This is a genomic window from Anatilimnocola aggregata, from assembly GCF_007747655.1.
In the GTDB taxonomy this organism is placed as follows: domain Bacteria; phylum Planctomycetota; class Planctomycetia; order Pirellulales; family Pirellulaceae; genus Anatilimnocola; species Anatilimnocola aggregata.
The window spans coordinates 8,702,687-8,717,676 of the sequence record NZ_CP036274.1; the positions used below are offsets into that span (position 1 = coordinate 8,702,687).

Consider the following 14,990-nt stretch of genomic DNA (forward strand, 5'->3'; position numbering starts at 1 on the left):
AGCTTGTTTGTCTTTATCCTACTTCTGCGTTCTTATTTCTAATTTCTGCATTCCATGAAGCTCGCAGTGATCATCGGCGTCGAAGAGTACGCTGATTCGAACATTGCCCGGCGAGCTTTCGCAGCCACCGATACCACCGCCTTTGGTCTGGTTATTCGCGCGCTCGGATTCGAAGAAGCCGATCAACTACTGCTCGTCGATGCGCAGGCGACGAAGACCACCATCGAGTCGAAGTTGCGGCGGACATTTCGCTCGCTGGCAGTTGAAGATGAACTGCTGCTGTATTACGCGGGGCATGGCTTTGCCGAAGCGGGGCGCGGTTATTTGACTTGTCACGACACGCAAGCAACAGACCTGGCGGCTACGAGCATTGCCTGGCGAACCGTGCTCAAGCAGTTGAGCGAATCCGATTGCCGGCATGTGGCACTGCTGATCGACAGTTGCCGCGGCGCGAAAGGGAGTTCACTTGGCGACGATCCGCTTGTTTACGACGAGTTCGAGGCCTTTTGTGCCGCCGAGGAAGGGCGGGCTTGCTTCGTTGCGTGCCAGGCGGGCGAAACCAGTTGGCCCGCAGCGCAGGTGAAGCACAGCGCGTGGGGCGCGAACGTGGTGACAGCCTTCGCGGGCCAGGACAAAAGCGCACTCAATAGCGCGAACCTACTGACTTCGACTTCGCTGCAAACTTATCTCGTCGAGGCGGTACCGCGGACGTTGCAGCGGGCCTATAGCGATCAGAAACAGCAAACGCCGGTCAGTTATGGTCCGGTCAGTGGCAATTTTGTGCTGGCCGATCTCGGCGAGATACTTGCCAAACGCAAGGACTCTGCCACCGCGCACCTGAGCGACGTCCACCGCGTGACGCTCTGGCGCGAGAACATCGAAGGAATTCGAAGTCTCGCTGGCTTTAAGAAAACTCAGGCCGTACCGGATGCGGTGAATAGTTACGCGCGAGCCCTGGTGACTCAACTGGCCGCCAGCGAGATCGAGCAGGACATTGGCGAGATTCGCGATAAGTTGCGACAAGAGTTTTCGTTCAAGCGGCGCGATCTGGAAGCGACCATTCCAGGCGATGGAACGGGGAGCATTCTCACCCCTTACTTTTGCTACAGCGTGACGGTGTCGCTCAATCCGGCGAATCCCGCGGAAGTCATCTGGCGGCGGCAGGTAGCGGAAATCAAAGAGCCCGAGCAGATCCTTTCGCCCGCGTTCGAGTTGGTCTTTCCCAAGAAGTTCAGCGCCGTCGAGTTCTCACCACCTGTACCTATCAACCTGGCCGATTTCATCGACCAACTCGAAGAGACCGGCGACCAGCGCGTGAAACTGGACTACGACTCGGCAGCAACCTGGTGCAAACTCACGATCAAAGGGATTCCCGGCCAGATCGCCATCTCGCCGACGAACTTTGCCATCGTCCATCCGCGGGCCGAATCACCCCGCCTGCTGCTCGACGCCTTCTTCAAAATCCAAGCGATGCTCGTCGATACCTACGACGTGCGCGCAGTGGGTTTCCGCCGCGACTAGCCCTCATCGAGGGGCTGCGTTTCGCTCGCTGTGCAGTTAGCGCTAAATCCTTTTGGACCTTCTCCATGCTCGCCTGAAGACGTAAAACGGCCCGCGCGCCGGCGAAGAAGACTTTCGAGAGCTTGCGATCCGCGGACCAAACTAGTCACGGCCCCAGCGTCTAATGATGGCGGAATGTTGTCGAAGACATCGGTAGTAAACGCATATAATTTATGAAGTTAGTCACAAGGAATAACGAATGTTGGCGTCGCAAGTTACCGTTTGTTAACGGCGTACGATTGTTCTTAGCTATCGACGGCGGTACTCACCGTGGAAGCGAAGCTGGTGGTTACGTAGGGGCGAATTCAATCCGGAAATTGAGGAAATCGATTTTGGAACTTTCCGCTACCGAAACGGGAGTTACGGCGTGTGAGGAGGGCGCAAACACCTGTTAGGAAAGCTGTTGAGCGATCGTGAACCGTCGCGGATGCGAATCGCGAACGTTGTGAATAGTGGAAATTTCCACGGCGGGCGAAGGCAAGATGGGCGGTGCTGCTGCTAGGGCCGACGACGTGGCCAGGGGAGGATTCATCGCCGCAGTCGAACTTCGGGGCAACTGCCGAATGAGGAAATTTCCACCTGCAACTGCTTTGGTCAACTGAAAGGCAGCAGCCCCCAGTTGGGGGATAATGAAGCGCAGAGGGTCGTTGCGCTAGGATTGATGCGGACTATTCTGACCTTAATTTGCCTTGGTAGTATGGCAGGTGGTATCGTAGCGGACCTTGAGATGTCGGTTCCGTAAGCTGGCGCAGTGGTTGGTGAAAGGGAGGGGTGATGCCTACGGTCTTGGTGGTGGACGATTCGGCCGTTGATCGCAGACTGGCGGGCGGACTGCTTGCGCGCTCGGGCGAGTGGAAAGTGATCTATGCCGTGGATGGTCCGTCTGCCCTCGAGCAGTTGGCCACCGCCGCACCTGATATCGTCCTGACCGACCTCATCATGCCGGGTATGAATGGTCTGGAGTTGGTGGCGGCCGTCGTGCAGCAGTTTCCGCATGTGCCTGTCATTTTAATGACCGGCAAAGGAACCGAGGAAACCGCGCTGCAGGCTTTGAATGCCGGTGCGTCCAGTTATGTGCCGAAGATGGCCCTCAATCAATTGCTGTTGCAGACCGTGCGCGATGTGTTCGCGCTGCGAACTTCGCAGGCCTATCAGGTGAAGTTGATGGGCTGCATGGAGCAAGGCGAAGTTCAATTCACGCTCGGCAACGATGCCGAGTTCATTCCGGCGCTGATTAACTATGTGCAGACGCTGCTGTGCAATGTCGGGCTCTGTGATGACTCGAGCGTGATTCGGGTTTGCATCGCCTTTGAAGAAGCCTTGCGGAATGCGCTCTTTCACGGCAACTTGGAACTGACCAGCGAACAGCGCGATGGCGATAGCCAGGTTTATCAACAACTGGTCGACGAGCGATTACAGTCAGCGCCGTACAAACAGCGGCGGTTGCACATCACCTTATCGGTGACACAACACAGCGGCAAATTCGTGGTCCGCGATGAAGGGCCGGGCTTCGATCCTGGTGCCTTGCCCGATCCGACCGACCCCGCCAATCTCGATCGCGTGAGTGGCCGCGGCCTGCTGCTGATGAAGACGTTTATGGACGAGGTCAGCTATAACTCGGCCGGGAACGAAGTGACGATGATTAAGCGGAATCCCGTGGAATCTGCCGTAGCCGCCAACTGAGTTGTTAGCGTGAAATCTTGCCGCTTGCTTCCTGCAACAGCGGGGCAAGGTCGAGGGTCGTAGCAGGCATTCCTTTCTCGAAGTCGAGAAGCAGCAGCCGGCCAGCATCTGCGGCGAGGCCGATGCGTTTTGCATCGGCAGAAACGCCCACCAACTGGCGATAGTTATCAACCCAGGGAATGGTGAGATGGACTTTGCCGGTGACGCCATCGACAAACTCGAGCACCTTGGCAAAACCTCGTTCCCGGGCAATTAACGGCGTATCTTCGGCATGGAACAAGACGCGTATGGATTTGTCGTCGTCGGTTTCAATGATGTTGTCTCGCACCTTGTTGCCAGTTTTGGTGTCCCAGACTTCGATCAGGTTGTGCTTGTGGGCGAGCAAGAACTTTTCGTCCTTCGTAATCCAGGTGGAACTGGCAGCATAGTTGGAGCCTCCCGGCGGGGGTGGATTGAAGTCGAACCGCTTTCTGGTAGCCACATGAATGCCAATCATCGAGCCACCTGGCAACGAGATGGGAATGACGCCATTGCGAATACTGCCGCCGTACATTTCAAAGTTGGCACTCGGCATCAGGTGATCGATTTGGCCAGTCTTCACGTTAATTAAGTCCAACGAGACGCCCGGTTTGTTAAAGGTTTTGGTGGCCACCGTCACATTGTCTACAAAGAAGAAAGTGTGAGGATGGTGATTGCCGGTCGACAACGTGCGCGTGAGTTTACCGCTACTCAGGTCCCACACCAGCTGCTGTTCATTATGGGCACCCGGCGGCTGAGTGGGTCCGACCAGTTGCACGAGTGCCACGATCAGTTTTTCGTCGCGAGAGAAAATAATGCGACTGATACGCATGCCAGAAAAGTTCGTTTCCGCGCCGTGATCGGCTTCGTCCATGCCGCCATAGGGCTTCGTCCCCTCCCCTTCGGAAGCCGACAAGTACCGTAGCAGTTTGCCGGCCTCGAAGTCCCACAGGGCCAGCTTGAATATTTCGCGATTCGTGGTCTCAATCACTACGCCATAGCGGCCCGATTCGCTCCACAAGCATTTCTCGAAATGAAAGTATCCCGGGTTCGTCCGTATATCGAGCAGCCTGGCCGTAATCTTGCCCGGAGCGCCCGGATTGGTGGAGGTACCTTTGGTGCCCGGGCTGGTGGCGACACTCGAGCTGCCGTTCGTCGGTGGTGTAGGCATGCGTGGCGTGGGCGATGAAGACCCACCCGTCGAAGGCACGCCCGTGGCAGCACTCATTTCGGTTGTCAGTCGCAAAAACTTGGCCTGGCGAACTTCGTGGTCCGTAGCCTTGCCTTGCTCCTGCCGCTTGTTCACGAGCTCTTCGAGCGATTTAGCAAACTCGAAGTGCCGCTGGGCAAACTCGCTGCGCGCAGGGGCATCCAAGTAAATGCCGCGAAGACTTTCGTCAATGAGCATGCCAGCGGCGAGAACGTCGCTGAACTTGCCCTTCTCAGCTAAGTATTGTTCGTAAGCAGTTTTTAGTTCTCGAAGGGAATCATTGAACTGAGTGACACGCGATGGTCCCGACCTGGAAGCAGTCACGGAGACTGGCTGCAGAGGAAACTCCTGTGCAGCGGCAATGGCAGTAGTCGAGAGGGCGGCAATCAGTAGAGTGACTTGCAAATACCAACGCATGCCTTCATTCCTTGCCGGGAGAGTTACCAACGATTGTCTTGATCGTAGAGATAATTATGACAAGAAGCGAGATGCAAGACGACGCGATTTAGCCGAGCTAAAGCGGGCTATAAACGACTATTGAGGCAATCGCAGCGCAAAACGAGCCCCATGCGAAGGCTGACTATCGACGGTGAGTTGCCCGCCGTGCATTTCGGCAATGCGATAGGCCTTCGAGAGCCCCAAGCCGAGACCGCGGCCCGCTTCGCGACCGGAGAAGAAGGGATCGAAGAGATGGCGGCGAACTTCGGGGGTAATGCCGGGGCCATTGTCGGCCACGACCAGCTCAATCCCCTGTTGATCGGTGGTCTGATAGCTGGCTGCGGTGACCAGAATCTCGCCGCCGGTTTTTAAGGCTTCGAGCGCGTTTTTGATGAGCGCGCTGAGGGCGGCGGCCAGTTGGGTTCGGTCGGCAGTGATTGAGTCGACGTCGCTGGGAAGTTCGGCGAACTGAAGATCGGTTCGCTGGGCTTCGGCAATGGCAGCCTGTTCGTCGTTGAGCTGAGACAGGAGTTCGCACAGGCTGAAGGTCGTCGGCACGAGGGCCGGCGGATGCGCAAAAAGCATCAAATCGGCCAGCATCTCGAAAGCTCGAAATGCTTGGGCGTTGATGGTGGCCAAGGCTTTGCGCCGCGCGGGATCATGCTCATCGACTAGGAGCATCTGCGCGCGGGTGGCGATGTTGGTCAGCGGATTGTTGATCTCGTGGCTCAGGCCATAAGCAAACTGCTTGAGCGCCGCGAGTTTCTCGCGCTCGAGATCTTGGGGAGTATAGAGCAGTTCCGAGTCGGATTGCGCCACAGCTCCTCACCCCAACCCTCTCCCTGAGTGTAGGGGCGAGGGAGTAACACGTTGGAGTTCCGGCTGTAGCCGGTCCTCCTCATAAACCAGAACCGGCTGAAGCCGGGACTTCAACACTAGGCGTTCGCTGCGCGTTCCATTTCGAGCATGTCGCACACGCGGTCGAGCAACTTCTCGACGGTGAACGGCTTCTGCATGAAATCGTCGGCACCGGCTGCACGCAAGTCGGACACCTTGTCCTGCTCGATCATGCCGGAGATGCAAATGACCTTCACCGATTCGAGGGTATTGTCGCTCCGAATGCGCTGGCAAACTTCTTTGCCGTTGATATCGGGGAGCATGATGTCGAGCACGACGACGTCAGGAACGAATTCCTTGACCATCATGCCAGCATCGAAGCCGTTGTTGGCGACCTTCACTTCGAACCGGCCATCGCGAACAAACGAGTCGCGGAGGAGTTCGCTCAGTTCGACGTCGTCGTCGACAATCAGCAGCTTGCGCTTGCCGCTTTCGAGCGCGTCGGTCGGAATCCCATTATCCCGCATGAAGTTGTACAACTCATTACGCGGAATGCGGCGAAATCGACTCCCCGGCACGCGGAAGCCCTTGAGGGCTCCGTTGTCGAAGCAGCGGATAATGGTCTGTTGGCTCACCTTACAGATTTTGGCGGCCTCGCCCGTGGTAAACACCGTCTTCATTGACATGGCTGCGAACCATCCTTCCCTTACGATGGTTAGACCGACTGTTGAAGCCAGCAACCTTCCGTGCTTCAACTATCGTGGAATGCCCCAAAAGAACTAGCCACGACGCTGCCGATCACTAAACTCCGTCTATCACAGACTACGCCCTAAGCGTAGCCGACACAGTTAACTTGCTTGCTGTAAAGCCCAGGAACGGCGAACCTTTCCTGCCTTACCAAACTTTCCTGACGTGGGCATTATAGCGGGGTGCCCTAGCCAGTCAAGATTGATTCAAACGACACAAAGTCAATCGTGAGTAAACCTTACGTCCTGTCTTCTGATTCAGGCTCGAATTTTCTAAGGGAGCCGAATTACCCATCTTTAAGGGCAAGTATCGCAAAAGTGTTCTGCGCTGGGGCCACTTTCTTCCTCTCCTGAGCGCCCATTCCCCCTCTCCCTCGAATGCCCTCTCCATCCGCCCAGCCCGCAAGGTCCGTTTTTTCGGAACATTCCTCACGTTCGGAACATCCGGCTGCCGATAGGTCTGGCAAGCTGGATTGTCGATTACCCCCGGTCGGTTGTTAGAGGGATTTGCCATGCTCGTCATCGTCAGCGACCTGCACTTAAACGACGGAACTGCTGGAGCGTTGCTGGATAGCGGTGCTGCGGAGCTCTTCACCGACCGCATTTGCGAGCTGGCCTATCGGGCCTGTTGGCGGGCCGATGGAAGCTATCAGCCGATTCAACGACTCGACCTCGTCCTGCTGGGCGATGTACTCGATATCATCCGTTCGCAGCGCTGGCTAACGAGCGATGTCCGACCATGGAGCGATCTGCACTCGCCCGCTGGCGTTGAAATGGTCAGCGGCATTACGAACGAAATCCTCCGCAAGAACGTCGAGATCATTCGTCAACTGCGGGCCTTGGCTACCGAAGGCCTGGTGACCGTGCCACTCGCTGGCAGCGACGGCAAGCCGCTGGCCCATCACGACGAAATGCCCGTCGCGGTTCGCACTCACTATATGGTGGGCAATCACGATTGGCCGCTTCACTTGCCGGGTGCAAGCTACGACTTGCTCCGCCACAAAGTGGCTCACCACTTGGGGCTCGCCAGCCCGCACAACAAGCCATTTCCTCACGAAGCGGTCGAAAGCGAAGAACTGGCCGATGCACTCCGCCGCCATCGCGTGCTGGCTCGTCACGGCGACATCTTCGACCCGCTCAGCTTTGCCGACGATCGCGATGCCAGCAGCATCGGCGATGCCCTGGCCATTGAACTTCTCGCCCGTTTCCTGCAACGGATTGAAGGGGAACTCAGCGGCGATCTCACACCCGCCGCGATGTCCGCAATTCGCGAAATCGATCAAATTCGCCCCACGCTGCTCGCTGCTCCGTGGATCGAATGCACGCTCGAACGCCACGTGCCGCAACTGGCAATTCGCAACATCATCAAGCGACTCTGGGATAACCTGGTCGACGATCTGCTCGAACTCGAAATCATCCGTCAGCGAAGCCGCTGGACTCCAGCCGACGTCATTGATGGCCTGGCTGGCGCGCTGAAGTTCAGCAAGCGGGACTCGGCCCAGTGGATGCACCGGACCATGCGTTGGCAAGAAAGCCTGCGGGGCGCTGCCAGCGAATCCTACGTCGCTCACGCCTTGGCCGAAGCGGACCTGCGCAATCGCCGTGCTCGGCACATCGTCTATGGCCACACGCATCATCACGAGGCGATTCCCCTCGACGCCAGCCATGCCGATGGCTACGTCCTGAATCAGACCTATGTGAATGCCGGCACCTGGCGTCGGACCTACAGCGCCACTCAGGTCGCAGCTGCCACACAAGAGTTCGTCGCCAGCGAAAGCTTCTCGCTCCTCGCCTTTTATCAGGCCGACGAGCGAAACGGTCGCAGCTACGAAACCTATAGCGGGACCCTTGCTCCCAAGAGCGCGTATGTCAGTCCACCAGCCGCTCACGCCGAACCAACTCTCGGTTCGCATGGCCAGCTCCGAGCGCCGCACTTTGCCAAGCAAAGCTCGCGCAGCCGAGTCTAAGGTTCAAAGCTAATAGTTAAACCCGAAAAGGCAGTGAAGCAGTTCGCTTCGCTGCCTTTCGCCGTTTTCTCGCTTGGCCTTCAGACCTGAACCTCGGACGACGTGCCCCGCCTCGCGGAAAACGCCGCCAATTGCTAATCTTTTTAGTCAGCGGGCCACAGCACGTCCGTTGCCTCTCCTGCCTCAGAACGCAAACTTCCAACTCAGAACTTCGACCCGGGAGCTCCCGCATGGCCGTCACCGCCGAACGTGCTTTCCGCCTTTGTCAGTTACTTAAAGGCGTTGCCACACGAGAACAACTGAGCCTCGCCGACTACTTGCAATCCATCCCCAAGCTCGATTCGCTCGAGGACCTGCCGGCAGGCACAACGGTGCTCATTCGTGGCGATGTCGATGCCAAAGTGGGTGCCGAAGTGGGCCAGGGCGATATCCGCCTGCGCTCGATGGTCGAAACCATCAAGTTTGGCCAAGAGAAGGGCTTTAAGCAGGTGATCTTCGGTCACCTCGGCCGCAAAGAGAAGGACAAGCCGATTGGTTCGCTTGCCAAGGTGGCCACGCGCCTCGGCAAACTGCTCGGCAGCGAAGTGCCCCTCATCGAAGACTGGCTGGACGAAAGCACCAACACCGTGAAGGACCACGTGCAGCAGACGATTGGTGCCGCTCCGAACGGCAGCGTCTTCGTCCTGCAAAATGTGCGTGGTTACGACATTGAAACGGCGCTGTGGAAAGCCAAGCCCGATGCGCTCGCCGCAGTGGCCGCCAAACAAGCGACGTTCGCCGATTCGCTGGCCGAGAAAGTGGCCCAGGTCTACGTCAACGAAGCCCTCTCGGCCGGCAGTCTCGATGCTTCGAGCACGATCGTCCCGTTGGCGATGAACCGCGTCGCATTGGGCAAATACACCGCCCGCGAGTTCGAAGGGCCGATGATGGAGTGCATGCAGGCCCAGTTCGTGGTTTTCAGCGGCATCAAGATCGATAAGCTTGACGACCTCGAAGCGATGATTAATCGCGGCAAGATCAAGACGATCATCTCGGCCGGTTCGCTGGCGATGGCGCTGAAAAAGGCCGAAGCCCTGGTAGCCGGCAAAGAGTTCAATCTCGGTGTGACCGAAGACCCCGCTCATGCCGACAAGCCTTACTACATTCCGCCCGACCGCATCGAACAAGCCCGCCGCATGTTGCTGGCCGGCAAGAAGCAGGGCATTGAGTTTGTCTTGCCGTGCGACTTCGTCCTGGCTGATGCCAGTGTGGTCGAAACTCTGAAACCCGGCGATCAACAATTCGACATCGGCCCCAAGACCATCGCTCTCTTTAGTCAGAAGATTGGCGACTTCCTCACCAAGCACAAGGGGCAAGAGTCGACGACAGTTGCCTTCCACAACGGCGTCTTCGGCATGTTCGAAGATCCTCGTTTCGAAGCTGGTACGAAGGCTTTCATTGGCCAACTCAAGCGGCTGACCGATGCGGGCATTAAGGTCTACGTCGGTGGCGGCGAAGGTGGTACCGCTCTCGAACGCTACGGCCAGCCGAATTGGGTCACCCACTGCTTTACGGCAGGTGGCACAGTGCTCAATGCCCTGGGTAGCGAGCCAGTTCCTTATCTCGTGGCTTTGCGCATGGCTGCTCAAGACGCCTAAGGAGCACCCGTTCCTCAAAGGAAAATCAACAAACACCGGTGCGAAAGAGTAACTTCCGCACCGGTGTTTTCTTGAATGAAGGAAAGCCTTGTTTAGTAGGCTGCTTCTAGTTCGCGCGTCGAAGTGTTTCCCTTGGCGAGTTCGCCGGCCACCTGCTTGATGATCTTGGCAGCCTGGCGACAGAGGGCTTCGGTCACATCCAAGTGAGTGACGAGGCGCACCTGCGTGCCGCTAATCGGCAGAGACAGCACGCCCTGCTGCTTGAGTTCCGCAGCGAACTGAGCAGAAGAGCCGAGGGCGGGCTCGACGGCGAAGATGATGATGTTGGTATCGACATCTTTGGGCGAGAGCGAAATCCCTTCGGTCTGGCGAATCGCTTCGGCCAGCAGTTGGGCATTGGCATGATCTTCGACCAGTCGCGCGCGGTGATGTTCGAGAGCATAGAGTGCGCCGGCCGCGATGATCCCGCATTGACGCATACCGCCGCCAAACAGCTTGCGATGACGACGGGCTTCTTGGATCATCTCTTTGGGGCCAGCGAGCGCAGAGCCGACAGGTGCGCCCAGCCCCTTGCTAAAACAAACGCTCACCGTGTCGAAGTGCCGGCTCCATTGCTCGGCTGAAATTCCGGTGGCGGCGACGGCATTGAACAAGCGAGCGCCATCCAGGTGCGTCCGCAGCCCGCTCTCGTGAGCCCAGGTGCAAATTTCTTCGACATGGTCGTAAGGCTGCACTTTGCCAGCCCCGCGATTGTGCGTGTTCTCGAGGCAGACAAGCTTGGTCCGCACGAGGTGGTCATTGAAGGGACGAATCAGCCCTTTCAGTTGGCTGGCGCTCAGCACGCCAGCGGGGCCTTCGACAGTGCGGGCGACCACGCCGCTCAATTGGGCGAAAGCACCTTGCTCGTAGTTGTAGATGTGGCAGCCCGCTTCGCAAATGAACTCGTCGCCCGGTTTGCAATGAATCCGGACGGCTACCTGGTTCGTCATAGTTCCCGAGGGCATGAAGATGGCAGCTTCTTTGCCCAGCAATTCGGCGGTACGTCGTTCCAGGCGGTCGCAGGTGGGATCGACGTCAATCACGTCGTCTCCCACTTCGCAAGCGGCAATGGCTGCCCGCATCGAGGCCGTGGGCTTGGTGACGGTGTCGCTCCGCAGGTCGATCACGTTCATAACGGTTCCGCCGGTTGGAAGGTGGGGCAAACGAACCCACATAATGTAACTCAGCGGTGTAACACCGGGCCACTTGGGACGTTAATCTTTCGGAGGCGGTCATCAGCGGGGGTTGCAAAGTAGCTGGACTCGCCAGAATTCAGTCGTCCGCGGGGCCTGGATTCTGGCGACTTCAGCTATCAAACCTCATCCGGCAATTTCCGGTGACACAAAGACTGCCCATAGGGACACAGCGATGCAAGCAAACGCGCGGCGAGCATGGGTGTTGGCGGCTCTGGAGCGGCACGAGGGCGAATTGGTGCGCTATGCACAGCGTTTTGTCGGCGATTTACACGCCGCCCGAGATGTGGTGCAGCATGCCTTTTTGCGACTCTGCGATCAGGACCCGGACGAATTGCAAGGACGAGAAACAGCCTGGCTGTATCGCGTCTGCCGCAACCGGGCTCTCGATTGGCTCCGGCAAGCAGGCAGGCTGCAAGCGATGGACGAAAGCGATGATCTGTCGCTCCAGCGATGTGCGGCCGAGTCGTCAGACCCGGCGGAACTGGCCGAACGCGGGGAACTGAGCGACGTGCTCCGGTCGCTGGTCGACCGCTTGCCCATCTTGTATCGCGAACCCCTGCAACTTTGGTCGCAAGGCTGGTCGTATCGCGAAATTGCCGAAGTCGTGGAGCGAACCGAAGGCAATGTCCGCGTGCTCGTCCACCGAGCGGTCAAAGCATTGAAAGAAAATCCGCAGGTCGCTGCCTGGACAACGGAGACAGCGGGCTCGAAATAGCCTCCTCCTTACTCCCTCTCCTCGCCATGTTTTTGAAAATACGGCCGGAGAGAGGGTTGGGGTGAAGGGCTGCCTTGCGAACTGCGGATTGCTAACGCCAACTTCCTCAACACACATTCCCTCTTGAAGGGTCATACGATGAAATCAACTTCCCATCTCGACGACGCCGCCAACAACGGTGCCCCTGATCCGTTCCTGAATTCGCTGCGGCAAGCGATTGCCAGCGAATCACTTCCTCCGGCCAGTGCGGACCTGCGAGCAGCGCTCCTGGCCCGGCTCGATCAACCCGCAGTCGCGCCGGCAGTCCTCACGCCGGCCGTTGCTGCCCGGCGCAGAACGTTTTTCCAGCGGGCCGCGATTGCCCTCGTCTCGACCGCTGCTGCCGGGGCCGCGCTCGTCCTGCTGCAAACTGGTCGAGTCAGTGACTGGCAACTGAGCCAGGTCGATAGCCAACCATCGGCGGTGAAACGAACTCAAGCTCCCGGCGCGACGGCACCAACATCGTCTTATGACCGCTTTGCGGAAGCCAATCCTTCTTCCGCCGGATTGCCTGTGGAAGGATGGGAACATGCCCCGGGTTATGAGAACCGAGGGAAGGTCGCAGGAAACGATCCGTTTGACGATGACTCCAAGAGCTTCTCCATCGGCCTAACACCTCCATATGCTCCCGCCCCTACCACTCCGCTATCCGCAGGCACTGGGGTTGTTGGTCGCAACCCCGGAGCCCAGCCTCACCCCTACGTTGAGAGCAGCAGCGCAGCCCCCAGCCCCGGTTTACAGACTGGTGGGAAATACGGTGATGGCGGTGAAGGATACGCACTCGCGCCTACGTTGCAAGGAAGACAATCAGCACCAGCGACGAGCACGCCAAGCTACTCAACCCGTGGGCCACGGGACTATTCTGGGAACGCCGGCGGTCAACCGGCGGGCGCTGGTACTCGGCAGCCCGATCTTGGCAGTGGCGGTGGTGGTGGACCGCGACCGGGCGGTGTTGCGAGCGCTCCTGGCGACGACTACGGCCGCCCTGCTCCGCAAGGGCTGCTCCCTTCGCCCGGGGCTGGCAAGCCTGCTGATCCGGCAGTCACCAGTAGTCCCGCACCGAACAAGAAAATGCCGCTTGTCGGAGGGCCAGCGCCGAGTGATCCGCGGCCGACCAGTGGTGCGGCTCCCACACCGTTTGACCTCGCTCCCGGTAGCAACGAAGGCAAGCCCGCGCAACCAATTAGCGGAGTGACAAGCCCTGGTGTCGAGGCAAATACACCGCGTCGCTCGGCGATCTTGCCCGATTTAATGGAAGGCAAGTTGGGCGAGAAAGGCGAGCGCGAGCTTCCCAAGGCTCAGCCAGAAGTGTTAGCCAAGATCACCGATCAGTCGAAACAGTGGCACGATAAGGACGAAGCCACTTCCGACAATCACTTCCGCCACGTCGCTCCCCAGGCTCAACCTGGCGAGCAATACGCCAAGATCGTCGAGAACGAATTTCGCGACCCTCGCACTGTCGAGCATGCTCTTTCGACCTTCTCGATCGATGTCGATACGGCCTCGTACGCCAACGTCCGTCGGTTCCTCAATAACGGCCAACTTCCGCCGCCCGATGCGGTGCGGCTCGAAGAGCTGGTGAATTACTTCCCCTACAAGTATCCGCAGCCCAAGGGTGACGATCCCTTCTCGGTGAATATGGAAATGGCCGATTGCCCCTGGCAGCCTGGCCACAAGCTGCTGCGGGTCGGTTTGAAAGGAAAGGAAGTCCATCGCTCCGAACGCCCCGCGAGCAACCTCGTGCTGCTCGTCGATACTTCGGGCTCGATGACCGACGCCAACAAGCTCACACTCCTCAAGCAGGCCTTCACACTGATGGTGGGGGAATTGAACGAGAACGATAAGGTGACCATCGTCACCTACGCCGGCAACGCGGGCATGCGGTTGCCGCCAACCCGTGGCGATCAGAAGGAAACGATCATCGCGGCCATCGACGGCATGCAATCGGGCGGCTCGACGCACGGCAGTGCGGGCATCGAACTGGCCTACGAACATGCCGCGGCCCAGTTCATCAAGGGTGGCACGAACAAGGTCATCCTCGCCACCGACGGCGACCTGAACGTCGGCATCACCGACGACACCGCCCTGGTGAACCTCATCACCAAGAAGGCTGAGACCGGCGTCTTCCTCACCGTCCTCGGCGTCGGCACCGGCAATTTGAAAGATGCCAAGATGGAACGCCTCGCCGACAATGGCAACGGCATTTATGCCTATCTTGATAGCGTGCGTGAAGCCCGCAAAGTCTTGGTCGAAGAGATGTCCGGCAGCCTGGTAACCATTGCCAAGGACGTGAAGATTCAGATCGAGTTCAACCCGGCCCACATTCAAGCGTATCGCTTGCTTGGTTATGAGAACCGAATTCTCGCCCACAAAGACTTCGACGACGACAAGAAAGATGCCGGCGAAATCGGAGCCGGGCATAGCGTGACCGCTCTGTACGAAGTGGCCCTGGTCGGTGGTCCTGCGGTTAAGGCTCAAGACGGCGAGCCGCTGAAGTATCAGCGAGTTCCTGCCGCTGAGAAGCCTGCCAAGGAACTGACCGAAGCCGCCAAGACGGGCGAACTTCTCAATCTCAAGTTGCGTTACAAGCAGCCTGAAGGCAAAGAAAGCAAGCTGCTCGAGTATCCGCTGACCGATAAGGGTGGCACCTTCAACTCGGCCTCATCCGAGTTTCAGTTCGCCTCGTCCGTAGTCGCCTTCGGTCTGGTGCTACGACAATCGGAGTATCGCGGCAGTGCGAACCTCTCGGCAGTCTCTGAAATCGCGGGCGCAGTCACGGGCGAAGACGCCGGCGGCCATCGCGCCGAGTTCCTCGACCTCGTCCGCCGGGCGAAGTCGCTCCGCGGCAACTAACCCCGTCGTCGACCAGCTATCTCGAAGAACCTACAAGGCCACATCCACCGAT

At 58.4% G+C, this 14,990-nt stretch carries 10 protein-coding genes; 6 read left to right on the forward strand and 4 right to left on the reverse strand.

Annotated elements, in window-relative coordinates:
• The first annotated feature begins 54 nt into the window (after positions 1–54).
• Both ETAA8_RS33110 and ETAA8_RS33115 read left to right on the forward strand, forming a co-directional pair.
• Positions 55–1,521: a caspase family protein gene (locus tag ETAA8_RS33110; RefSeq protein WP_145099373.1), complete on the forward strand. Its 1,467-nt coding sequence runs from the start codon at positions 55–57 to the stop codon at positions 1,519–1,521.
• Positions 1,522–2,334: 813 nt separating this feature from the next.
• Positions 2,335–3,243: an ATP-binding response regulator gene (locus ETAA8_RS33115; RefSeq protein ID WP_145099376.1), complete on the forward strand. Its 909-nt coding sequence runs from the start codon at positions 2,335–2,337 to the stop codon at positions 3,241–3,243.
• Between the two features lie 4 nt (positions 3,244–3,247).
• Here the strand turns inward: ETAA8_RS33115 and ETAA8_RS33120 are convergent, their stop codons facing one another.
• From ETAA8_RS33120 to ETAA8_RS33130, 3 genes are all read right to left on the reverse strand, one after another.
• Positions 3,248–4,888, reverse strand: a complete 1,641-nt coding sequence (locus ETAA8_RS33120) for a hypothetical protein (RefSeq protein ID WP_145099380.1) — start codon at positions 4,886–4,888, stop codon at positions 3,248–3,250.
• A 117-nt stretch (positions 4,889–5,005) separates the two neighbouring features.
• A complete protein-coding gene (locus tag ETAA8_RS33125; RefSeq protein ID WP_145099383.1) occupies positions 5,006–5,728 on the reverse strand; it encodes a sensor histidine kinase in 723 nt (240 codons plus the stop codon).
• A 116-nt stretch (positions 5,729–5,844) separates the two neighbouring features.
• Positions 5,845–6,432, reverse strand: coding sequence for a response regulator (locus ETAA8_RS33130; protein ID WP_145099385.1), 588 nt, complete (start codon positions 6,430–6,432; stop codon positions 5,845–5,847).
• A 572-nt stretch (positions 6,433–7,004) separates the two neighbouring features.
• On the opposite strand from ETAA8_RS33130, the gene ETAA8_RS33135 reads away from it, so the two are divergent.
• Entirely contained in the window at positions 7,005–8,459 is a 1,455-nt protein-coding gene (locus tag ETAA8_RS33135; protein WP_145099388.1) for a hypothetical protein, read from the forward strand.
• Positions 8,460–8,689: 230 nt separating this feature from the next.
• Positions 8,690–10,096, forward strand: coding sequence for a phosphoglycerate kinase (gene pgk / locus ETAA8_RS33140; RefSeq protein WP_145099391.1), 1,407 nt, complete (start codon positions 8,690–8,692; stop codon positions 10,094–10,096).
• Between the two features lie 92 nt (positions 10,097–10,188).
• Here the strand turns inward: pgk and ETAA8_RS33145 are convergent, their stop codons facing one another.
• Positions 10,189–11,268 carry a threonine aldolase family protein gene (locus ETAA8_RS33145; protein WP_145099394.1) on the reverse strand — a complete coding sequence of 360 codons (1,080 nt, stop codon included), beginning with the start codon at positions 11,266–11,268 and terminating at the stop codon, positions 10,189–10,191.
• A gap of 235 nt (positions 11,269–11,503) precedes the next feature.
• Here ETAA8_RS33145 and ETAA8_RS33150 point away from each other — a divergent pair, with 235 nt between their 5' ends.
• Positions 11,504–12,046, forward strand: coding sequence for an RNA polymerase sigma factor (locus tag ETAA8_RS33150; protein WP_145099398.1), 543 nt, complete (start codon positions 11,504–11,506; stop codon positions 12,044–12,046).
• Between the two features lie 138 nt (positions 12,047–12,184).
• Entirely contained in the window at positions 12,185–14,938 is a 2,754-nt protein-coding gene (locus ETAA8_RS33155) for a vWA domain-containing protein (protein ID WP_145099401.1), read from the forward strand.
• Positions 14,939–14,990 lie beyond the last annotated feature (52 nt).

Coding starts and splice junctions, on each gene's coding strand:
- ETAA8_RS33110 (WP_145099373.1), top strand. CDS start 55: ATGAAGCTCGCAGTGATCATCGGCGTCGAAGAGTACGCTGATTCGAAC.
- ETAA8_RS33115 (WP_145099376.1), top strand. CDS start 2,335: ATGCCTACGGTCTTGGTGGTGGACGATTCGGCCGTTGATCGCAGACTG.
- ETAA8_RS33120 (WP_145099380.1), bottom strand. CDS start 4,888: ATGCGTTGGTATTTGCAAGTCACTCTACTGATTGCCGCCCTCTCGACT.
- ETAA8_RS33130 (WP_145099385.1), bottom strand. CDS start 6,432: ATGTCAATGAAGACGGTGTTTACCACGGGCGAGGCCGCCAAAATCTGT.
- ETAA8_RS33135 (WP_145099388.1), top strand. CDS start 7,005: ATGCTCGTCATCGTCAGCGACCTGCACTTAAACGACGGAACTGCTGGA.
- pgk (WP_145099391.1), top strand. CDS start 8,690: ATGGCCGTCACCGCCGAACGTGCTTTCCGCCTTTGTCAGTTACTTAAA.
- ETAA8_RS33145 (WP_145099394.1), bottom strand. CDS start 11,268: ATGAACGTGATCGACCTGCGGAGCGACACCGTCACCAAGCCCACGGCC.
- ETAA8_RS33150 (WP_145099398.1), top strand. CDS start 11,504: ATGCAAGCAAACGCGCGGCGAGCATGGGTGTTGGCGGCTCTGGAGCGG.
- ETAA8_RS33155 (WP_145099401.1), top strand. CDS start 12,185: ATGAAATCAACTTCCCATCTCGACGACGCCGCCAACAACGGTGCCCCT.